This window comes from Rhodococcus sp. 15-725-2-2b, assembly GCF_002259075.1.
Taxonomy (GTDB): domain Bacteria; phylum Actinomycetota; class Actinomycetes; order Mycobacteriales; family Mycobacteriaceae; genus Rhodococcoides.
Map to the genome: position 1 here is coordinate 1 of NZ_NPFL01000017.1, position 21,372 is coordinate 21,372.

The 21,372-nt window shown below is 61.0% G+C and carries 20 protein-coding genes; 3 read left to right on the forward strand and 17 right to left on the reverse strand.

Features of this window, described 5'->3' with window-relative positions; all coding sequences use genetic code 11:
- The coding region (locus tag CH306_RS29140) for a hypothetical protein (RefSeq protein WP_179278601.1) at positions 1-947 on the forward strand (947 nt) is incomplete at its 5' end.
- Between the two features lie 155 nt (positions 948-1,102).
- Here CH306_RS29140 and CH306_RS18145 read toward each other — a convergent pair.
- The 9 genes from CH306_RS18145 to CH306_RS18185 all read right to left on the reverse strand — a co-directional run bounded on the left by CH306_RS18145 (position 1,103) and on the right by CH306_RS18185 (position 12,097).
- Positions 1,103-2,338, reverse strand: a complete 1,236-nt coding sequence (locus CH306_RS18145) for an MFS transporter (protein ID WP_254924339.1) — start codon at positions 2,336-2,338, stop codon at positions 1,103-1,105.
- A gap of 719 nt (positions 2,339-3,057) precedes the next feature.
- Positions 3,058-4,149, reverse strand: a complete 1,092-nt coding sequence (locus CH306_RS18150) for a PQQ-dependent sugar dehydrogenase (protein ID WP_094631428.1) — start codon at positions 4,147-4,149, stop codon at positions 3,058-3,060.
- Between the two features lie 435 nt (positions 4,150-4,584).
- Positions 4,585-5,271, reverse strand: coding sequence for an NAD(P)H-binding protein (locus CH306_RS18155; protein ID WP_254924338.1), 687 nt, complete (start codon positions 5,269-5,271; stop codon positions 4,585-4,587).
- A gap of 49 nt (positions 5,272-5,320) precedes the next feature.
- A complete protein-coding gene (locus tag CH306_RS18160; RefSeq protein WP_094631426.1) occupies positions 5,321-6,091 on the reverse strand; it encodes an SDR family NAD(P)-dependent oxidoreductase in 771 nt (256 codons plus the stop codon).
- A gap of 104 nt (positions 6,092-6,195) precedes the next feature.
- Positions 6,196-7,146 carry an aldo/keto reductase gene (locus CH306_RS18165; RefSeq protein ID WP_094631425.1) on the reverse strand — a complete coding sequence of 317 codons (951 nt, stop codon included), beginning with the start codon at positions 7,144-7,146 and terminating at the stop codon, positions 6,196-6,198.
- A gap of 391 nt (positions 7,147-7,537) precedes the next feature.
- Entirely contained in the window at positions 7,538-8,332 is a 795-nt protein-coding gene (locus CH306_RS18170) for an MBL fold metallo-hydrolase (RefSeq protein ID WP_094623358.1), read from the reverse strand.
- Between the two features lie 96 nt (positions 8,333-8,428).
- Positions 8,429-9,484 (reverse strand): ABC transporter permease, encoded by a 1,056-nt coding sequence (locus CH306_RS18175; protein ID WP_176459260.1) that lies wholly within the window; start codon positions 9,482-9,484, stop codon positions 8,429-8,431.
- Positions 9,468-10,967: an ATP-binding cassette domain-containing protein gene (locus tag CH306_RS18180; RefSeq protein ID WP_141214729.1), complete on the reverse strand. Its 1,500-nt coding sequence runs from the start codon at positions 10,965-10,967 to the stop codon at positions 9,468-9,470. Before CH306_RS18180 ends, CH306_RS18175 begins: the two co-directional genes overlap by 17 nt.
- Complete coding sequence (locus CH306_RS18185) at positions 10,964-12,097, reverse strand: sugar ABC transporter substrate-binding protein (protein WP_176459259.1); 1,134 nt, start codon at positions 12,095-12,097, stop codon at positions 10,964-10,966. The genes CH306_RS18180 and CH306_RS18185 overlap by 4 nt, the downstream gene beginning before the upstream one ends.
- A 518-nt stretch (positions 12,098-12,615) precedes the next feature.
- Between CH306_RS18185 and CH306_RS18190 the strand changes: the two genes are divergently transcribed.
- On the forward strand, positions 12,616-13,482 hold the full coding sequence (locus CH306_RS18190; protein ID WP_094623354.1) for a crotonase/enoyl-CoA hydratase family protein: 867 nt from the start codon (positions 12,616-12,618) through the stop codon (positions 13,480-13,482).
- Between the two features lie 27 nt (positions 13,483-13,509).
- On the opposite strand, the gene CH306_RS18195 is transcribed toward CH306_RS18190, so the two are convergent.
- The 4 genes from CH306_RS18195 to CH306_RS18210 all read right to left on the reverse strand — a co-directional run bounded on the left by CH306_RS18195 (position 13,510) and on the right by CH306_RS18210 (position 16,543).
- Positions 13,510-14,181 (reverse strand): TetR/AcrR family transcriptional regulator, encoded by a 672-nt coding sequence (locus CH306_RS18195; protein WP_176459258.1) that lies wholly within the window; start codon positions 14,179-14,181, stop codon positions 13,510-13,512.
- Between the two features lie 128 nt (positions 14,182-14,309).
- Positions 14,310-15,086 (reverse strand): enoyl-CoA hydratase-related protein, encoded by a 777-nt coding sequence (locus CH306_RS18200; RefSeq protein ID WP_094623352.1) that lies wholly within the window; start codon positions 15,084-15,086, stop codon positions 14,310-14,312.
- A 2-nt stretch (positions 15,087-15,088) separates the two neighbouring features.
- The gene (locus CH306_RS18205) at positions 15,089-15,595 is read right to left on the reverse strand and encodes a nuclear transport factor 2 family protein (protein WP_094623351.1); all 507 of its coding nucleotides are present in this window, start codon (positions 15,593-15,595) and stop codon (positions 15,089-15,091) included.
- A 57-nt stretch (positions 15,596-15,652) separates the two neighbouring features.
- On the reverse strand, positions 15,653-16,543 hold the full coding sequence (locus CH306_RS18210; protein WP_254924336.1) for an enoyl-CoA hydratase-related protein: 891 nt from the start codon (positions 16,541-16,543) through the stop codon (positions 15,653-15,655).
- A gap of 156 nt (positions 16,544-16,699) precedes the next feature.
- Here CH306_RS18210 and CH306_RS18215 point away from each other — a divergent pair, with 156 nt between their 5' ends.
- Positions 16,700-17,347, forward strand: coding sequence for a carboxymuconolactone decarboxylase family protein (locus CH306_RS18215; RefSeq protein WP_094623349.1), 648 nt, complete (start codon positions 16,700-16,702; stop codon positions 17,345-17,347).
- Between the two features lie 25 nt (positions 17,348-17,372).
- Here CH306_RS18215 and CH306_RS18220 read toward each other — a convergent pair whose 3' ends face one another.
- The 4 genes from CH306_RS18220 to hisD are packed head-to-tail and all read right to left on the reverse strand — an operon-like array spanning position 17,373 to position 21,341.
- Positions 17,373-18,353 carry an NAD(P)H-dependent flavin oxidoreductase gene (locus tag CH306_RS18220; protein WP_094623348.1) on the reverse strand — a complete coding sequence of 327 codons (981 nt, stop codon included), beginning with the start codon at positions 18,351-18,353 and terminating at the stop codon, positions 17,373-17,375.
- Positions 18,350-19,240, reverse strand: a complete 891-nt coding sequence (locus tag CH306_RS18225) for an SDR family NAD(P)-dependent oxidoreductase (protein WP_179281803.1) — start codon at positions 19,238-19,240, stop codon at positions 18,350-18,352. Before CH306_RS18225 ends, CH306_RS18220 begins: the two co-directional genes overlap by 4 nt.
- Before the next feature lie 14 nt (positions 19,241-19,254).
- A complete protein-coding gene (locus CH306_RS18230) occupies positions 19,255-20,007 on the reverse strand; it encodes an SDR family NAD(P)-dependent oxidoreductase (protein WP_094623373.1) in 753 nt (250 codons plus the stop codon).
- A 5-nt stretch (positions 20,008-20,012) separates the two neighbouring features.
- Positions 20,013-21,341, reverse strand: coding sequence for a histidinol dehydrogenase (gene hisD, locus CH306_RS18235; RefSeq protein WP_094623346.1), 1,329 nt, complete (start codon positions 21,339-21,341; stop codon positions 20,013-20,015).
- Positions 21,342-21,372: the final 31 nt, after the last annotated feature.

The window sequence follows — 21,372 nt, forward strand, 5'->3', positions numbered from 1 at the left end:
CCGCCCGCCCGCCCGTTCGTGCCTGGTTGCAGCCGCTGATCATCGCCAGCCTCATCGCCGTGGCATTCATCGGTATGTACGTAGGTCTGCAACGCGAACCAGTGCCACACGACATACCGATCGCGGTCGTGGGGACCGAGCTCGCTGATGGGCTGGCGGAGGCTCTCGGCAGTGCGGTGAGCGTGCAGTCGGTTCCCGATATAGCAAGCGGTACAGCCCTTCTCGATAGGGGCGATGTTGTCGCGATGGTCTCGTCGGCGTCACCGACAGCAATCGATCTCGATGTGGCCGGTGCGAATGGTCCTTCGACGGTCGGTGCTGTGGAACAGTTGGTGGGCGTATACGGCAGGGCAACCGGAATGCAGGTCGTCACCGAAGACGTCATCCCACTCGTCAGGTACGACAGTCGGGGAATTGCCGGGTTCTACGTGGCCTTCGGTGTGACTCTGGCGTCGTTCGTTCTCGCGCAGATGTTGATCTTGACGGCTGCTCGGCTGCACCTGCACCATCGACTCCTCACGGTCACCGCTTTTGCGGCGTTGGTCGGGGTGATGGCGGCAGTCCTGGCCGGCCCGGTCCTGGGGGCAATACCCGGTCACAGTGTGTCGTTGGCCATCACGCTTGCGCTGCTGTCGGCGGCGACGGCATTGGCCACGACGGCGCTGGGTGCGTGGTTCGGGGCGGTCGGAGTCCCGATCGCGACGGTGCTGCTGATCACGGTCGGGAACTCCACCAGTGGCGCAACTGTCGGCCTCGACTTGCTGCCGGACCTCGCACGGGTTTTCGGTCAGGCACTCCCGCCCGGGGCTGCAATCGGTTCGATCAGCGACGTCAGTTATTTCGGCGGTGAGCACCACTGGGTGGGCTGGTCGATACTCACTGTCTGGATCGTGGTGGCAGGTGGACTCACACTTTTGAAAGAGTGGCGAAGCAAGACGCCGCTGTGATGAAGACCAGTGCCTTGCAGTGCTCAGCCCCAAAGTCTTCCGTGCTGAATCTCGTGCCACTCGACCGATGGGTAAGGCCATCCCCCTGGATCGTCGCCGGTGTGCTTACGGGTCCGAACTACCGCCGCACCGCGATGCGTTCATGACCCGATCGGTCAGCACACCGCCACGTCGTGGTCGGCGACAGACTGCTTGGGTGCCGACGCGCCAACGTCGCTCCGACGTGCCCTGTCCATGACTACGAGCGTGGCCAGAGGAACCAGGAGCAGTATCGCGAACAGCGCACCCGCGACGGGGATCGCGGCGGGTCCGTATCCACTGATCGCCTGAGATGTCACCCATGTGCCGACGGCGGTGCCGAGGTTGAACATCGACGTGCACAGTGAGGTGGCCAGAGTCGGCGCTCCCTCTGCAAATCGGACGGCAATCGACATGAGCACGGGGTTCGTGCCGAGTCCGGCCATTCCTGCAACTGCGAGAAGGGCGATCGATGGTGCCGCGAACGACGAGAAGATACTCAGCAAGCCGAGTGCTGTCACGACGATGATGCCACCGGTCAAAGCGGTGGCGTAAGGAGCCCGGTCTGCGAAGCGGCCGCTGTTGAGAGTGCCGGTGACGGCACCGACACCGAAGATCGCGAGACCGACGGGTAGAAGGTCCTCGGACAAGCCGGAGCGTTCGGTGAGTAGGGGGGCGATGAACGAGTAGGTCGACATGACGGCGGTCGAGATCAGAACGCACGCTGCCATGACCACCCAGAAGCGTCCAGTGGCGATCGATGCGAGTTGTGAGCGCAGAGGGATGACCGTAGACGACGGACGACCACCAGGAACGAAGCGGGCAATGGGCACCGATGCGAGCACGGCAAGTACCGCGAGGATCCAGAACGGACCGCGCCAGCCTACGAGCTGGCCGACAACAGAGCCGAGGGGCACCCCGATTACCGTCGCGAGAATGCCGCCACTGAGGACCAGACCGATGGCGCGCGCGCTGGCGTCCGGTCCCGCAACGCGGGACGCGACAGATGCTGCGATAGACCAGAACGCACCCGTTGCGAGCGCGGTCACGAACCGGGCCACGAGGACGAGCGAGAGGTCATCGGTGAGTACAACGACGATGTGTCCGGCGGAGTAGACGGCGAGTGCGAGGAGAAGAGTCGTCCGTTCGGGAATCTCGAGTGCCGCCACTGCGATCAACGGGGTGGCGATCATGCCGATCGCGAACGCAGTGACCAACAGTCCGGCCTCCGAGATGCCGATGGCGAGGTCCGAGGCGATATCGGGCAGGATTCCGGCAACGACGAATTCCGACGTGCCCATGAGAAACGTACCCATTGCGAGGATGTAGACGAGGAAGGGCAAGGACTTTCGTTCAATGGTGGAAGTAGACACAGCTGAATTCTCTCGGGTGGGGTCGTATTGATGACTAGTTGGGAACAGGCGCGGGCGAGATCGATTTCGGCCCTATATGGCAATACCGACTTGCCAACTGAACCGGGATTCGTCCTGAACTGCTCCGTCTTCGACAGTATTTGCTACGACATAGCCTTGGAAGGCACAGACAGGGAACCCCACCTGCGACAAACGAGCAGAAGGCGCACGGCGCAGTTTGTCTCAGATGTATCCGAAGCTCGGGCACGCCGGGAAAATTCGTGAACGCGAGAGTCAAAGTTATTCGTACTGAATGGTTTTGACCGAAAGTGAGTTGCAATCTCGTTGGTCTCTCGGTTGCCGGCGGAGGTAAAATTCACCAACATGCCTATGCGGCTGCGTGCTTCGACCAGCACCTGAGTGACATAAATCTCGACGCAAGCGTTCAGTGACATCGATTGCATTCACGGACCTCTGATGAGCCTTGACTCAACGCCGTAGTCCGGAATATCGAGCTGAACGGTCGTTTCACCTACCGCGCGCGTCTAGATAGGTCAGCACTCCTAGTACAACTATCAGAGCGACGAAAAGCACAACAGTGGGCATCTGTGGGTCGGGCCCGCGCAGTGGACCGCGGGGATTGTCGTTGTCCATGTTGGTCCTTTGTCGAAGTTTGCGGATCGAGGCACTTCTCGACACCCGGCCAGCCCGATGCTCACGTACCGATGCGCACCTTCACGTCATTGGATGCTCCACCGGAGCAACCTGTCGTCACCGATCTCGCGGTCACCGCGCCCGTCGGTGTTGTTGGTCAGTATCAACAGGGACCCGTCGGGGGCGACGGTGACGTCTCTCAGGCGTCCGTATGTACCGACAAGTCGATCGACGGACAAGTCGGGGTCGTCGAGGTTCACTTCGGTCAGGCGCTCGCCTCTGAGATTCGCAATGAACACCGTGGAACCATCGACAGCGATGCCACTCGGGCTGGCCTCACTCGTGGCCCACTGGTGGATCGGGTCGACAAAGCCGTCGGTATTCCCGATGCCCTCGATCAGTGGCCAGCCGTAGTTGCTTCCGGGCTCGATGAGGTTCAGTTCGTCCCACGTGTTTGCACCGAACTCGCTCGAGTACATTGCGCCATCTGCGTCCCATGCAATGCCTTGAGGGTTGCGGTGACCATAGCTGTACACGAATGAGTCCGGGAACGGATTGTCCGGTGGCACAGCCCCTTCGGGGGTGATTCTCAGGATCTTGCCAGCGAGCGAGGAAAGGTCTTGGGCCCGGTCGCGTTGTCCGGCGTCCCCAGTTGTGGCGTACAACATGCCGTCCGGCCCGAAAGCCAACCGGCCACCGTCGTGATAGCTGGCCGCCGGGATGCCGTCGAGCACAGCGGTTCGTTCACCCAAGGTGAGAGAGCCTGGTGCGCCGAGGACGTCGAATCGATCGATGCGATTTCCATCTGCGGCGGTCGAATAGGTGTAGAGGGCACCCTCGCGGACCGCGAGCCCCAGAAGCCCGGCTTCGCCCGCAGGGGCCACATCCACTGTCCCCATAGTGGTTCGGTTGCCGTCAGCGCCGAGTTCGATGATCTGTCCGGTGTCGCGTTCGCTGACCAGCATGCTGGTCTCGAAAATGGCTATCGCCCATGGTGCATCCAAGCCATCGGTCACGACCGAGGCCTCACCGGAGTTCGACGACATGGGTACCTCGATCGACGCTGTGGACCTTGGAGGCACCGTCTCGCCGTCGATGGCCTGCGATGCGCACGACGACAGAGTGACGGCGATGACGGACGCCGTGGCGCAGAGGGCAACGGGATGCGTAGTTCTCATCGGGTGCCCGTTCCTGCAACGATCGAGAGCGTCCTGAGTCTCGATTGCGCGGTGCCCAATGGTTCGCTGTCTGCAGCCAGAATGGAGTGTCCAGCTTTTCTTCTCATCGCGCTTGGGGCGGCTGCCCGACCTGATGCGCCGAACAATCTGTCGTGCGGCATTGTGTTGCTCCCGTTCGTGCTGAACCCGCTCGTAAGTGCGATGTCGGCGACCCATGTGTCGATCTCGACAGGGCCTGGATCGACACTAGGTGACAATTGGGACGTATGGGACGCCCTCCTGATACACCCAACATCAGGGCACCCGTGCGTCCGTCCGGGAAGGAAGTGACTCGACTGCTCAGGGTTTTCGACCCGAAATCCGCGCGATGAACCTGAACGCAACGACCACCGTTCTGTCCGCTTCGCTGGGACGATCGGAGCCCAGCAATCGAGGTCAGCGGTAAGCCGTCGGTGTGTCCCCGTCCGTGCCCGGCTGCGTTATCCCCAAATTCTCACCGATGTACGAGTTGGGGTCAGCGACGAGGTCCGCGATGAACTTTCCGAGGCTCGCGCGCGAGGTCTCGGTGCCTTTGTAGGTCTCGCCTTTCCGTGTGAGTTCAACATCTGTCACCGCCTCGTCCGTAAGCCAGACCGGCCGCAGGATGGTGTATTCCAACGATGACTGCTCGACGACATCTGCGGACTGCCGGTTCCTGGGTCGGGTGGCCCCTGCGCGTTGGTAGTCCCAGGTGTTGAAGGGCTCCGGCAGCTCGTCGTAGATGCCTCCGGCATTGATTGTGACAATTCGGCGAACGCCGACCTCCTCCGCAGCGTCCACCACTGCGGCCGTGGTGATGTCCAGGTCTTCGCCTCCGAGGGCGACGATCACGATGTCCTGGTCCGTCAGCGCCGCACGAAGCGAGTCCCGGTCGTGTGCGTCACCTTCGACCAGCGTCATGGTCTCCGTCGCGACGCCGTCGAGTCGATGATGACGGCGCAGGAACAGCGTGAGGGCAACGTCTTCCTGCTGGGCCAGGCGAGAGATGATCTCTCGTGCAGAACGGCCGTTCGCTCCGATGATGACGACGTTCTTCATGGGTTCACTTCCTACGATTTTGCGGGTTCGGTGCGTGATCGGCACGCCACACCACGAACCAGGTCACACTTGCGCCGTCCGGCGGATTCTGGTGCTAGCTGATGCCGATGGTCTGGCCACCGTCCACGACCAGGGAATGGCCGATTGTGAAACCTCCGAGATCTGAGCACAACCACAGGACGGCTGAGGCGATCTCTTCGGGGGTTCCCATGCGCCCGATCGGCTCTTGGGCGATGACCCGCGCCCGCCCCTCCGGTGTGTCACCGGAGAACCGGCCCATCATCGGAGTCTCGATGATTCCGGGGCAGATCGCGTTGATCTGGATGTTCTGGGCGGCGTAGTCGAGGGCCGCCGACTTCGTCATACCGAGGATGCCGTGCTTCGCAGCTGCGTAGGCGGACTGGCCTTTGATGCCGATGACTCCGGCACCTGAGGAGATGTTGACGATCGAGCCGCCGCGGCCTGTCATGGCGAGAATTTCGTGCTTCATGGAGACGAACACCCCACGCAGGTCGACCGCGATGAGACGGTCCCATTCCTCATCGCTGATCTCGGCAAGGGGTTTGGGTGGCTGCTCGATGCCGGCATTGTTCACCCCGATGTCGATTGGACCCAGAGCGTCGACAGCGGACTTCACCGCGTCCTCGACACTCTTGCTGTCGGTGACATCGCAGATGGCGATGTGCACGCGCCGGCCGTGCGCTTCGACGAGCTCAGCGGTCTCCTGTAGAGGCTTTTCTGTAGTGTCGCTGACGGCGACGTCGGCACCCGCGGCCGCAAAGGCTTCCGCTGTGGCTCGACCGATGCCGCTGCCGGCCCCGGTGATGAAGACATTCTTGTTGGTGAAGTCGAAAGTTACTGACATGATTGACCTTTCGTGTTTCAAGGTAGACCGGCCGACCCGCTGCATTTCAGTGAGATGACCCCAGATAGCGATGGCTGCTCGGCCTCGAGCTTTGCGCGGGGTGGTCAGGGCACGTTGTGGCCGGCAGCCTGAATCAGTCCGTACCACTCTCCGCGAGTCAGTGCGATGTCCGACCCCGCCGCAGCGTCGGACACCCGTCGCGGCGTGGTCGTTCCAAGGACGACCTGGATCCCGGCGGGATGTCGGGTGATCCAGGCGGTCGCGATCGCAATCGGGGTGACACCGTACTTCTCAGCGAGCCGGTCGAGTTCGGCGTTCAACTTGAGGTAGTCCTCGGAGCCGAAGAACACGCCATCTTGAAAGCCCTTTTGAAAGGGTGACCACGCCTGAAGGGTGATCTTCTTGATCCGGCAGTAGTCGACGATACCGCCGCCGTCGCGGGTCACAGAGTCCGGTTGTCCGGCCATATTCGCAGACAGTCCCTGAGCAATGATGGTGGAGTGCGTCAAAGACAGCTGCACCTGGTTTGCGACGAGTGGCTGCGTGACCGCAGTCTCGAGCAGGTCGATTTGCCGTGGTGTGTGGTTGGAGACCCCGAACGCGCGAACCTTCCCGGTGGATTCCAGGTGATCGAACGCACGGGCAACCTCCTCTGGCTCAACCAGTGCGTCGGGACGGTGCAACAGCAACACGTCGAGGTAATCGGTGCCCAATGCCTTCAGGGATTTCTCCGCCGAGGTCACGATGTGCTCGTATGACTGGTCGTAACCCCACGGATCGGCGACGATGCTGGTCTTGGTTTGCACAGTGATCTGCTCCCGCTCCGACGGGCTCAGCTGTAAAGCCTCGGCGAACCGGCGCTCGCACAGGTGTGGACCACCGCCGGGGTGGTTGAACCCATAGAGGTCAGCGTGGTCGAAGAAGTCGATCCCTGCCTCGCGAGCTGTCCCGTACAGCTGCCGGATCTCCTCATCGGTACTACCAGCAATCCGCATCATGCCAGCCACGATGTTGGACACCTGGGTATCCGTCGATCCGAACCGGACGGTACGCATAGTTCCTCCGAAAGTCTCGTCAAGGGTGATCCGTCGCATCGCCTCGTTTGGTGAGGCTCTGCGGACGGTTGAGCCTGCCGACTTGCCATTTCGTGTTCGCGAACGCGCCCGCGACGACAAACCCGCTCGCTGATGCCGGCTTCGCTTTCCACCGTAGGACGATCGGCATGCTGGGTGGAATACCCTGACAGGGCACCCCGGCCACCGGCTGATGTTGAGCTCCCGGCGAAGGACCAGAAAATGTGGGGTCCCGTTTCAGCTCGACGTCCCGCGACCTCACAGAGGAATCGGGTAGATTGCTGCCGAGCCGTAATTCCGGCCGCACCCAACACGCTCACTCAGACACGAGTTCTTCGATCTTCCGTTCTGACACTCGTTAGTCCGGTGCCGCTCATTGCACCCAGGTGAATCGACGGAGTCCGTCGAGGGTGGCCAGGCGGCCGAATGCGAGTTCAGGAAAATGTGCAGGAGCGAATGGGTCTCCGGTGGCGGCGAGCTCGTCGGCGATGCGGTTGCGCATGATTCCCGCTGCGACGGGGTCGACATCCCACATGCCGATCCATTCGGGCTCGGTGAGTTCGCCGACGGTGTGGAGGGTGTCGCCGAGGAGAAGGGCACGTTCCTTGCCGTCATGAATGATGTAGATGGTACTGCCCGGTGTATGCCCCGGTGCCGGCCTGGCAATCAGGCCGGGAAGGATCTCGTGTTCGACGGAGAACGGTTCGACGTGATCTTCGATGGGTGCGATGAGTTCGCGTATCCGGTGGTCCGAGGTAGCACCGGTCATGAAGTACGTCCAATCGTCCTGGTGCAAGCGGAAGGTCGCGTTCGGGAATGTGATTCGGCCGTTGACGGTCGACCATCCGATGTGATCCCAGTGCATGTGCGTGAAACAGACGTCCGTCACGTCGGACGGATCGACTCCAGCGTCCCGAAGATTGTCGAGCATGCTTCCGGTTGTGGTGTCCGCGCCGGAATGAACTCCACCGCCGGCGTCGATCAGGACGACACGGTCTCTGATTCGAATCAGGAACGAGCCGATGTCCAGACGGATGCGACCGCTCTCATCGGTGGGATGCTCGACGCAATCCCAGATTTTACCGTCGGGATGGGTGACGGCGTTACCGATCGGTTCGTGTGCGGTGCCATCGATGATGGGCACGATGTCGAGTGTGCCGACTTTCATAGCGGTCTCTTTCGTTCGGGCCGGATGCTGGACTACACCTGCGCGAGGGGTCTCCCGGGCACGACCGGTGGGGACCCGTTCTGTGTCGGTCTGCGCCTATGCAGGCTGTTTGGCTCGAGACTTGCGTCCGGACTTCGAAATCGACTGTGAAAGAACAACACCGATTACCAATGCTGCGCCTTGGAATACCGGTTGGAACCAGAACGGCGCCCCGAGCAGGCTCAGTCCGGAAAATCCGACGGCGAGAAGAACGACGGCCAGCATCGTTCCAGCGACATTGAAGAATCCGGGACGAACGGTGGTGGCACCCAGAAAGGTTGCAGCGAAGGCAGGTAGGAGAAGGTTCGCTCCGAAGCTGGGGTTCGCCGCGCCTGCCAATCCGAGCTGCATTATTCCGGCGAGGGCTGCCAATGCACCTGCTGCACCGAACATCACGCACTTGATGAGTCGAACGCGGATACCGACCATGCGAGCAACCTGCTCGGAACCGCCAACCGCGTAAACCTTGCTGCCAAATGGTGTCTTCGTCAGAATTAAGTACATAACCAGTGCGATAAGCGCGACAATCCACACTGCAGAACCAACTCCGAGGATCTCGGTCTGCACGAAGGTTCGGAAGACCGAGGGAATGTTCTGTGAGAGTGTCATTCCCCCACTGACTCCCACGGTGACTCCGCTGACAGCCAACCCGACGCCCAGCGTCGCAATGAGCGAGACGACGCGCAAGCGAGCTACCAGCAATCCGGAAGCCAATCCGACGAATGCACCGGCGAGCAACGCGATCGTCACGGTCAACGGCACCGGGAGTCCGGACTCACCTGCCAGCTTTGCCGTGAGCACCGCTGACAATCCCAACGTGTATCCGACCGACAGATCGAATTCGCCGACGACGAGAACCAGCAGAACCGACAGGGCCAGAAGAGCACTCACGGCCTGGCCCAATGCGAGCCCTTGCAGATTGGCAGTGGTGGGGAAGGTCCTGGGAAGAAGGATCGAGAACAACACTGTGAGTCCGATGATCAGGGCCAAGATGCTGTGGTTCTGAAACAGCGTCGAGATTCTCCAGGTTCGCAACGACGACGAGCCGGGGGTGTGAACGGCCGCGCCATCGGATTTCTCCGCCACGGCGTTGTCACTATGCGTAGGTTGCACGACTGATGTCCTCCAGATTGAGATCAGTGAGTTCTTCGACGATGCGCCCGCCGTTGACAACGATGACGCGGTCGCACAGGCGAACGAGATGTTCCGGCTCACTCGACCGGATGATGACGGTGGTCCCGCGGGCGGCGAGTTCTCGCAAGGTATCGAAAATGATCTCGCGAGTATTCGGATCGACGCCCACTGCGGGGTCGTCGAGAAGCAATATCTGTGGCTCCAGAAGGAGCCACCTGGCGAGGAGCACCTTTTGTTGGTTGCCGCCGCTCAGGCTGGCGTACGGAACGGTCGCGTCGGCCGGACGGATGTCGAGTTCGCGAATCATCCGGTCGACATCGGACGCCGCTCGGCGTCGATTGGCACCGTATCTTTCCACGCGGGGGAGAACGACGTTGTCGTGCACCGGCATCAACGCGATCCCGCCCTCGTTGAGTCGATCGAGAGAAAGGTAGAAAATCCCGGCTTTGATGGCTTCCCGTGCACCGGAAATCGGCGCGCAATTGCCGTCGATCTTGGTTGTTCCCGCCTGTGTGGACTCGATCCCGCCTATGAGACGCAACAGCTCGGAGGCTCCTTCGCCCGATCGCCCCGTCACACCCAAGATTTCTCCGGCGCCCACTGTCAAGGACAGCTCGCGGCTGACGTTGCCGGACAGTTTCTCCACGACGAGTGCGGGACGATCGGTAAGACCGCGACTACGGTCGTGGTTGTGTGAGGAGGCGCTGTGGGCGGCGCCGCCGACCATCGCGTGGATCACGGCGTCCTCTGAGAATTCGTCGGCACCGATGTTGCTGACAACGCGGCCGTCCCGGAGCACGATTGTTCGGTCGCTGTATTCCCGTACTTCGGGCAGGCGATGGGTGACCATCAATACTGACAATCCCCGGTCTGCGACGCCTCTGACTCGGTCGAGCAGCCGCGCTGCCTCGCGAGTGGACAACGGAGCGGTCGTTTCGTCCAGTACCAATAGTGCGCGTTCGGGGGAGATTCCGGCCATCGAAATCACCAGTGAAACCAGTGCCCGTTCGCCGGCCGTCAAGTCCGCGCACAGCGTGTTCGGATGGACCGCGACGTCGAACTCGCGGAGTATGTCCTCCGTCTTCCGCGCCAATGTCCTCTTCTGCACAAACGTTGCGCCGACCAGGGGAAACCCCGTGTGCAGCGCGGTCATCTCGGCGACCGTCATGTTTGCGATGAGTGGTGACTCTTGATGGACAACCCTGATACCGATTTTCCGTGCGGCGACCGGTGTGAGGTCTTTCGCGCGAATCGGGCTGTCGTTGAACGTGATCTGCGACTTCGAATGCAGCGGATTGACGCCGGTCAGTGCCTTGACCGTAGTGGATTTACCCGATCCATTTGCGCCGAGCAGAGACACGATCGAACCGCGCTCCACATCGAAATCGATGCCGTGCACTACCTCGTATTGACCATAGGAGACAGTGAGGTTTCGTACGGCCAATCGCACGGGGCTGGTCACGGCGTGACACCCCACAGCTCGAGGTAGCGGTCGACGTAACCGTTCTCGGCGACCCAGTATTGGTCGGTGATCTCATTGACGTTGTCGATCGTCAGAAGGCGAGAGGGCGCGCCCTGGCTGTATCGCAAACGATCGTCGGTGACACCGGGTGTCTCCCAGAGGGGTTGACCCGACAGGACCCGAATCATCTGATCCACAGCACCGTAACCGAGGAAGACGTCGTCCTGAACGACATCGGCGGCCTGGATGTTGCCGTCGCGAATGAACTCGAGGTTTTGCGGTGCGCCGACGCAAGACACGAGTGTGACACGATCGGACAGGCCCGAGTTACCCATTGCAGGAACCATGTCGGCTGCTGCCGAATCGAATGCTCCGCTGACGTAGTCGATGCTCGGCTCTGCCTGCAGTGCGCTGGCAATTCGCTGGCCGAGGCCGTTCCCGATGTCGGTCACGACAAACTGTTGCGTGTCTTGGACTACGCACTCGTCACAGCGATCTACCGCCGAGACCATCGCATCAGCGATCGCCGGTGAACTCGGAAACTCTCGGTCGACGGTCGGCAAGAAGTTCGCCGTACCACCTGAGTCCGTCACAATCCACGATCCGAGCTGGTCACCCCACAACGTGTAGTCCGGAGCGACGTCGAACAACACGCCATCGGTTGCGGCAATGCCGAGACCTGCGGCTCCGACCGGAATTCCCCGAGAGGCAGCGAGTTCGATTGCGCCACTAAGCGGAACGGGATCTGTCGCGGCGAGGATGATGGCGTCTACGCCACTATTGATAGCTTGGGTCATCGCTTGGTTTTGTCCGACCGGATCGCCCTTGCCGTCGAATCGAGTAACTGTCCACCCCAGGGCTTCACCGGCTTGTGTGACCCCGTCTGCCTGCCGCACACACCCCGACACGGACCCGGAACAGACCACTACTGCTATCGAGATGTCGGTCGGTGGTGTCGGTGTTTCGGTCGGGCCTGCCCAGTCGGTCACCGGTGCCATCGCATCGTCGACGACCGTTTGAAAGGACGTCAACTCCTGCGTCGAGGTCCGGTCCTGGGACGCTGCCTGGGAGTCGCACGCGGTGGTCAACAGAAGTAGGCCGACGATAGGCGCGATCCATTTGATTTTCACAGAGGCTTCTTTCGTAAAATGGGTCCGGAGAGAAACACCGGAGACGAAAAAATGGTGGAGACGGCAGGTGCCGTGCAGAGCATGGAATGTCTCCGCGTGTGAAACAGTCCAGAAACGCATGCCGCGACGGCTGTCTGGGGGACACATCGAATGCTGCTTATTGCCTACTCAGCAACATCGATAGTGTTGCATGTGTCACATCGATGCACAACTGGTAATTCGCTCTGAGGTCCCTGCGTCCATTACCGATCTTGAATCACACTTATAGATACCGGCTATCGGCCAAGCGGGCGCAAGCATGTGATCAAGGGTGAGTTGTTGACTCCCGGCAACAGTACTGTTGACAGGCGTACGCGGGGGTGCGACGATGACTGTCGCTGCCGTGGAGGAATTTTCGCGTTGCCCGGCGAGCGAGAGCCGGTGTGCAATCAGCCGACAGGTACGGGGTATGAATGCATCGACAATGTCGCGCACCTGCCGAATTGGCTCTATGAGGTGACCGGCAACTGAGGAGAACAATGCAATTCCAGACGCTCGATTGGTCTGTCGACGAAGTCGGTATTCTTATTCTTACCCTGTCTCGACCTGAATATCTCAATGCATTCTCGGTGACGATGGCCGATGATTTGGAACGCGCATTCCAGCAGGTGCGCATCGACCCAACGGTGCGCGCGGTCGTGGTGACCGGTGCTGGTCGCGCGTTCTGTGCGGGCATGGACCTGGCTGTAGAAGGAAATGTCTTCGGGTTGGATGAGTCGCTGAGTCCAACGGTGTCGGATATGCGCGAGCGGCTGACCGAAGAGCCGTTTCAGTCCGGGGTTCGGGACACCGGCGGGAAAGTCGCACTGGCCATCCATTCCTGCGACAAGCCCGTCATTGCTGCGATCAACGGTGCCGCCGTCGGTATCGGAGCGACTATGACTCTTGCGATGGACATTCGCATGGCGTCCACCGATGCAAAGATCGGCTTCGTGTTCGGCCGGCTCGGCATTGTTCCCGAGGCCACGTCTTCCTACTTCCTGCCGAGAATTGTCGGCCTGCAAACAGCCCTCGAGTGGATTTACTCGGCGGATATTCTCGACGCCGAACAGGCATTGGCGGGTCGGCTCCTCAGATCGGTGCATCCACCCGAGGAATTGCTCCCTTCGGCAATCGAGCTGGCCCGAAAGTTCGTCGTCGGGCGTTCGTCTTCAGCCATTGCACTGTCTCGTCGACTGATCTATTCCGGTTCGGGGTCGGCGCATCCCCTCGAAGCGCATCGACGGGACAGTTTGGCGATGTGGCACGCCTCGGTGGGTGACGGAAAGGAAGGCGTTGCCGCATTCCTGGAAAAACGGAAGCCGAGTTTCTCGGGTACGGCCGCAGACGTACCTGACCTCGGGTGAACGGACTGTCGCGCACTCCCTGCTTCGTCAGTCCTCGGCTGTGCCTTCCGCCATGATTCCGTCGAAGAATATCGCCGAGAACACGCGTGAGAGATCCTCTGCCGAGTAGCGGCTCTGGCCGGGCACGAACCACCGATGTGTCCACTGGGTCATGCCGAAAATACTGTTTGCTATCAACGTGTTCGACAGATCGGGCCGGAACGTCCCGTCTGCAACGCCAAGGGCGATGGCATCCAAGAAATATTTCTCGATCTTGTGGGTGTTGTCCACCATCTCCTGGGCCCACTTGGAGTCGAGCGATGACACGCGACCCCAGTCTTCCTGCATATAGACGTACATGTAGGGGTAGTGCTCCACCTGAGATGCAAGCAGCATCGCAATGAGAGCTTCCAGCGTCTCCCGCGGTCGTAGCTTCTTGGCCACGATCTCGTCAGCTCGTGACAAGTTGGTCACCACGGTGCTCGTGATGCATTCCTGGAACAGTTCTTCTTTGCTGCCGACATAGTAGTACAGCGAAGCTCGGTCGGTGCCGTATGCCGCCGCAACGTCGTTCAATGATGCGGCGGCATACCCTTTTTCGCGAAACACTTCTGCGGCGACCCTGAGGAGCCCAGCTCGCTTTGCAGAATAGTCGGCCGAATTTTCGGTCAGCGCGCTCTTACGCCGTTTTGCAATTCCGCTGACTGGTGACTTCGCCACAGTCTTGCCTCGCCTTCGTGACCGTCGCTTCTCGGATGGTTCAGCCAGTATAGGTTCGAGGAATTCCGCTACGAGAGGCCACTGTTGACCGGCCTCGCTCGCGCCGTGCTTGCGAGGGGATCATGGCGTCATTTCCCTGCCCACTGTGGCTTGCGCTTCTCCTCGAACGCTTTCCGGCCCTCAAGGACGTCGGACGATGCGGCGTAGGCCTCGATCAGTTCGAATTTGGTCGACAGTGCCACTTCCAACGGGTACGAGGCGCGGGAGAGGACGGCGTGTTTGGCCGCCTGTTGAGCCAACGGCGACGCGGTGGTGAGCTTCTCCGCCCATCTCACCCCGGCCGCATCCAGTTCCTCGAACGGGACCACTTCGTTGACCAGACCGTGAGTCAAGGCGTCGTGCGCCCCCATACGGTCGCCGGTCAAGATCAATGCCATGGCGATGCGATGCGGGAGATGGCGAATTGCTCGATGAACAACGCCGGATTCGCCGATTATTCCGGCTTTGACCTCCGGAAGGCCGAACTGGGTGTTGTCTGCAGCGACGATGATGTCGGCGCACATGGCAAGCTCGAACCCGCCGCCGAGGACGTAGCCTTGGACCGTCGCAATCAGGGGCTTGTTCAGTACTCGAAGCGGTCCTCCCACGCCGGTAAGGCCGCCTCCGAGCGCACGCCGTGATGGGCTCGCAGCGGTACCGCCGCTGATGTCGGCACCTGCGCAAAAGGCTCGTTCGCCGGTTGCTCCGAGCACGGCAGCCCAGATATTGGGGTCGTCCTCGATCTCGTCCCATCTACTTGCCAACTGCTCGTCGACTTCGGCCGAGATTGCGTTGAGGACCTTTGGACGGTTCAAGGTGAGGTAGGCGACGTGGTCCCGGACCTCGTAGAGAAGTTCGTCGGACACGGTCAGCTCGTCTTCTGTGTGCGTGGCGTCGGGACGAGCGCGTGGGCCTTCGCGTGGTAATTCTCGGTTCCGGCAGTCTTCTGTTCGCGACGTGAGATCTTCCAGCCCTCGTCGGTCCGGGTGAATTCGTCGTGGTACTGGGCGTACACGATCCCGTCCGGACGATCTCGGTAGTACTTGTGCCACGCGTAGAGAACCGACCGCACTTTCGCAGTGTCCTTGTTCACGAAGTCGATCACGATGTTGCTGACGTGATGACTCGTGCCTGCGAAGAATGCGGCGATTCCAGTTTTGTCGTTCGAAAGCACATCGAGGTAGTTTTCTGCGCCGGTGGCACCATGAGAGGGGCCGTAAGCAACGTACAGGTCCTCGACGAAGAGGGGGAGCATCGACTGGGGGTCGGCTGCGTCGAGATGAAACGCATACTGGAAAAGAACTCGTTCGATATCCCTTTCGTCGACAAGACGCTGTACGACTTCAATAATGTTGTCTTCGTTGACCGAAGTCATGACGCTCCATCCATTCTCAGGTGTCGATCCGGATCCATGGTTCATGTCAGTCTACGGTCATGTTGACAGCTCGTCAACGGTGCCGTTGCCTGTGAGAGGAATAGATCGGGTCGGTGCTGAGAGATCGGAAGTCGGTGCGACGCGAAACGATTCGATCACCGACTTCAGGCCTTCTTCGGCGATGCGGGCACGTAGTGCTGCCACCTCCGGGGTCATGTGGGCCAATGCGTCCGCATCGGCTATGGCTCCCAGCGCATTACGGGTTCCCATCGCCTCCATCGCGCGATTGATCGAAACCTTCTTGATGGTCAACAGGCTGGGCGGCACTTGAGCGATTCTTCGTGCGAGCGAGGCCACGCGTGCTATCAGTTCGCTTTCCGGGACGGCGTGATTCGCCCAGCCCCACTCGACTGCGGTGCGTCCATCGATGCTGTTGCCCGGAACGAACGCAAATTCCTTGGCCCGTTTCGGTCCGACGAGAGTTGCCCAGACGGGCGAGACGTAACCGGCCCCGATCGGAATGGTGACTTCCGCGATTTTCGCGTTCTCGGTCACGATGGTGATATCGGTGAAGGTGGCCAGCTGCGTTGCTCCGGCGACGCAGTAGCCGTGAATTGCTGCGATAACTGGCTTGGGGTGGTCCCAGATGGCGAGATACCGATCGATGTTCCTCTGCAATCGGGTGCGGTCGGCCACGGGGTCCGCGGCCGTGGTCGGCGCGACTTGTCCAAGGTCGTATCCGGCGCTGAAGCCTTTACCCTCTCCCCGGATGGCGATCACCGGTTCGCCCGTATGTTTCAGCCGCGCAAGTGCGTCGGAGAACTCGTCGAGCAGTTCGTTGGACAGTGCATTGGCCTTGTCCGGTCGGTTCAGCACGATCCAGGACACAGGTGAATCGTGTTCGACCCGTATGTTGACGTAGTCGGGCATTGCTGGATGTTCGGGCATGTGGCTCCTTGATTCGAGACGCGTCCAGTCGAAACGCCGCTTCCGTATTCGTCACACTAGGCAGCCGGTATCGCGCCGTCAACACCTGTGTTGCCAACATGTCGACGGTGTCGATAAGCTCCGCTCGGCAACGTTTTTCGACCGATGAGGAGAGTCGTGACAGTCAGTCAGCAACAGATCGACACGCAAGCGGCTCGCCTGTTGGAAGAGGTTCCCGACGGTGACGATCTGACCGAAATCCAGGTTGCGCTGATCCAATTCGCACTACGCACCACCTCCTCGGCCCTCGACACCCTCGGAAGCAGGCAATGGGCGGAACGTGCAGTTGCGGCGGGAGCGACATTCGACCAGCTGCACGAGATCGTCACGCTGCAATCCAGTGTCGGAGTACATGCTTTCTTCGAGAGTTCTCGTGCCCTGGCATCGGCGGCGTGCCCCGAGGGTGGTTGGCCGCCCCTGGACGAGCATCGACAACAGCTGTGGGACAGGCACATCGGCGGCACGAAGTACTGGACGACCATGCGGGAGGAGATTCCAGGCTTCTTGGAGTCCCTGCTCCGAATGTCTCCCGAAGCATTCGAAGGATTCATCGCCTACTGCGGACTTCCGTTCCGGGCACAGTTGGTTCCGAACATCACGAAAGAACTCATCAGCATGGCGTCGGACGCAGCGACAGCGCACAGATACCTACCAGGGATGCGGATGCATCTACGAAATGCTGTCAGGATGGGGGCAGGACGTGCAGCTATCGATCACGCACTGAGGCTTGGTGCCGAATCTCCGAGCTTCATCGGCGTGGAGTAGGGCGGGTGCATCGGCCTACTCCACGCTAGGAAGAGACGAGCCCCACCAAGCGACCGGCGATCAGTTTCTCGGCGTCGTCGATGATCTGCGTCACGACATCCGCGCAGGTCAGAATGTCGGTGACCAACGCCTGGCTTTGTCCGACCCACCACAGTCCGTCATCCATCCGGCCTTCGGTAAGAACGTTCTGTCGACCCCGAGCACCCGACGCCAGCGCTGCGATGTCCTCGAATGTCGTTCCTTCTCGCTTTTCGATGTCGAGAATCTCATCCGATACTGCGTTCTTGGCAACTCGCGCGGTATTGCGGAATTTTCGAAAGATCAGATTGGTATCGCGTTCGGTATTGGCCACGATCCGATCTTTGACGTTGCGATGCACAGGAGCCTCCGCAGTCGCGACGAAGCGGGTTCCCATATTGATTGCATCCGCGCCGAGCGCTAGAGCCGCGACGAGGCCTGCGCCGGTGGCGAATCCGCCCGAAGCGATGATCGGTAGATCTGTGCGTGCCGCGACGGCCGGAATGAGGACGAGACTGGATACGTCGTCCTCGCCGGGGTGACCTGCACACTCAAACCCGTCCACGGACAACGCGTCGACGCCGAGCTTCTGCGCGGAAATAGAGTGCCGGACGGCGACGGTCTTGTGAATTACTTTGATACCGGCGGACTTCAGTGACGGTAGATGGTCCTTCGGGCTCGAGCCGGCTGTTTCGACGATTTTGATCCCGTTGTCGATGATGACCTGGCGATACTCGTCGTAAGGAACGGGCGCGATCGTGGGGAGAATTGTCAGATTTACGCCGAACGGCCGATCCGTCAAGGCCTTCGTTCGTCGAATTTCCTCGTCGAGGGCAGCGGGCGTCGGTTGCGTTAGGGCCGAAAGGAAGCCCAGCGCACCGGCATTGGCGACGGCGGCGATCAAGACAGCTCGTCCCGCTCCGGTCATCCCGCCGCACACTATCGGATGTTCGATATCGAACTCTCGCGTGAATCGGGTGGAGATCATCGGTGGTCTTCCTTGCTGAGGTGGAGAGTGGGCTGCTGAAGCGTCCGGTCCGTCGCTCCGTCTCGGAGGTCTTTCAAGCGCGCCTCGATCTCGGCATCGGGGTAGCCGTGGGTGAGCACCGCGTTCTGGCCGGACAACACGGCCTCGACGGCGAGCTCGCCAAGGGTCTCTGCTGCTACGGGAAGGTTGTACGTGAGCGTCGCAGCTCGTTCGGGCTCGTAGGCCACGATGTTGCGAACCGCTGATCGATCGTTGTCGGGCCGGAGGCGCTCACTGGTCGCGATCGAGGTGGGGACGAGTCCTGGGTACAACACGGTGACGCCGAAGTCGTCGCCATGGTCCTCGAGTTCGTAACGCAACGCGTCGGACAGTGCGGTGACTGCTGCTTTGGAGGCCGCGTATGGCGCGTGCCCAGGAGCGATGTCGAGCGCAGTCACCGACGAAGTGTTGACCAGGTGTTTGTGGCCGGACTGCTCGCGCATTCTCGGTACGAAGCTGACTATCCCGTGCACGACGCCGAAATAGTTCACCTCCATCGCCCACGCAAAGTCTCTGATCGAGGCGCTCCAGGATGCGCGATGGGGTCGCATCGACACTCCGGCGTTGTTGCACAGAACATCGACACGACCGTGCCGAGAGAAGACCGAATCGGCGAGAAGCTCGACCGACTCTGCATTGCTGACGTCGACTCGTGCCGCGAAGGCGGTTCCGCCGAGCTCGGACACTTCGGCGACGAGCCCGGCGGCGGCCGCTTCGTCGATGTCGGCGACGATTACTCGAGCGCCACGAGCGACGAACGACAGCGTCATCGCTCGCCCGATCCCGGTCGCGGCACCGGTGATGACGACGACGGATTCGCTGTTCAACGATGCCTCGGTCATGTTCATGCGTTCCTCACCTTTCACCATGCGGTGTAGCCTCCGTCGACCAGCAGTGTATGGCCGGTTATCAGACCGGATGCGTCCCCGGCCAGAAAGGCGACGGCACCGACGATGTCCTCGGGTTCCCCGAAGCGGCCCAACGGGATTCGAGCGAGCAATTTGTCGCCCCACCCGGGTCGCGACAGGGTGTCGGCGGTGAATTCGGTTCTCACGAAAGTGGGGGCGACGGTGTTGACTCGGATGCCGTGTGCCGCCCACTCGATTGCGAGAACCTTGGTGAGTTGATCGAGGCCGCCCTTGGTCGCGCAGTACACCGCGCGTTCCTCGATTCCTACCGTGCCTGCCTGAGACCCGATGTTGACGATGGCACCGGGGGTACCGGCCGATACCCATTGCTGCGCAACGGCTCGGGTGAGGAAGAACGTACCTCGCAGATTGGTGTCGACGACGGAATTCCACTGCTCGATCGTCACGTCGAGTGCCCGTGCGGGGTGATTGACCCCGGCGTTGTTGACCAGAATGTCGAGGGAGGTGCCGCGCATGCGTACACCGAAACGCTCGACGAAGGGCGTAATCGAGTGCACGTCCTCCAGGTCGAGAACGAAACCTTCGGTGCCGAGGTCGGATTCGATCTGCCGAATACCGGCCTCGGTTCTCGATGTCCCGTACACCGTCGCACCGAGTTCGGTGAGTGCTGCTGAGATGGCCTTTCCCAGACCCCTGTTCGCTCCGGTGACCAGAGCAGTCTTTCCTGAAAGTGAGAACGTGAGCACAGTGTTTACCGCGGTCGGACCGAGAGCGTGGCCGGAGCCCATGGCAACGGTGCGCCGCCGTACTTCGCTGCTCGCACATCACCTGAACGGGCGTGGCCCTCGAAGTACTCCACCCGCGCAGCTCTGCCGCAGAGGGTTCCGAGTTCGGCGCTCGCGGACTCCGAGGTGATCTCCTGATAGGTGACGGTCTTCAGGTATTTTCCTACCCACAGCCCTCCCGTGTAACGCGCTGCACCGCGTGTGGGCAAGGTGTGATTGGTCCCGATCACTTTGTCTCCGTAGGAAACACATGTCTTCTCGCCGAGGAAAAGTGCACCGTAGTTACTCATGGATTCGAGTGCTCGACGGGGCGTGTCGGTCAAGATCTGCACATGCTCGGACGCGAACGTGTCCGCGAGGGCGTACGCGGCTTCGATGTCGGCGGTGACGATCACCTGTCCGTGGTCTCGCCATGCGACACCTGCGAAGTCGCGCGTAGGCATGTCCGGCAGGATCGCGTCGATGTGCTCGATCACGGTGCGAGCTAGGGCCTCGGAGTCCGTGATCAGAACGGCAGGCGAATCCGGGCCGTGCTCGGCCTGGCTGAGAAGGTCCACTGCGACGATGAACGGGTCCGCATTCGAGTCGGCGACGATCAACACCTCGGTCGGCCCGGCGAACAAGTCGATTCCTACCTGGCCGAACAGTTGCCGCTTGGCCTCGGCGACGAAGGCGTTGCCCGGACCGGCGAGCATGTCCACTTTCCGAATGCTTTCGGTGCCGAGTGCCATTGCCGCAACAGCTTGCACGCCACCGAGTAAGTAGATGTCGTCCGCACCTGCGAGATGGAACGCGGCAACGGTTGCTGCGGGGATTTCGCCTCGGATCGGTGGGGTGCACGCCGTGACGTGCGGAACGCCTGCGACCTTTGCCGTCACCGTGGTCATGTGCGCAGATGCAACCAACGGGTATCTACCGCCCGGTGCATAGGCTCCGGCTGCGGACACCGGAAGATTGCGTTGTCCGAGATGGACACCCGGCGAACTCTCGACCTCGAAGTCGTGCAGGGAGTCGCGTTGATGCTGAGCGAAAACTCGGACGTTACGCTGAACGGTCTCGATGTCGGCGATGACCTCGGCAGGAACTGTCGAGATGATCTCGTCGATCTTCTCCGCGCTCAGTCTGAAACTTTCCGGGCTCCACTTGTCGAATTTCTCGGAATAAGCGCGGACCGCAGCGTCGCCGCGGTCGCGGATGTCGGCGATGACCGTGGACACGGTGTCCGCGACCGAGGGGTCACCGGCGGTCGCGGTGTCGACTACTGCGGGTGTCTTCAAATGAAGTGTGTCGGGCATGATTGCCGCCTTTCTATGGTGCTGGTGGTCG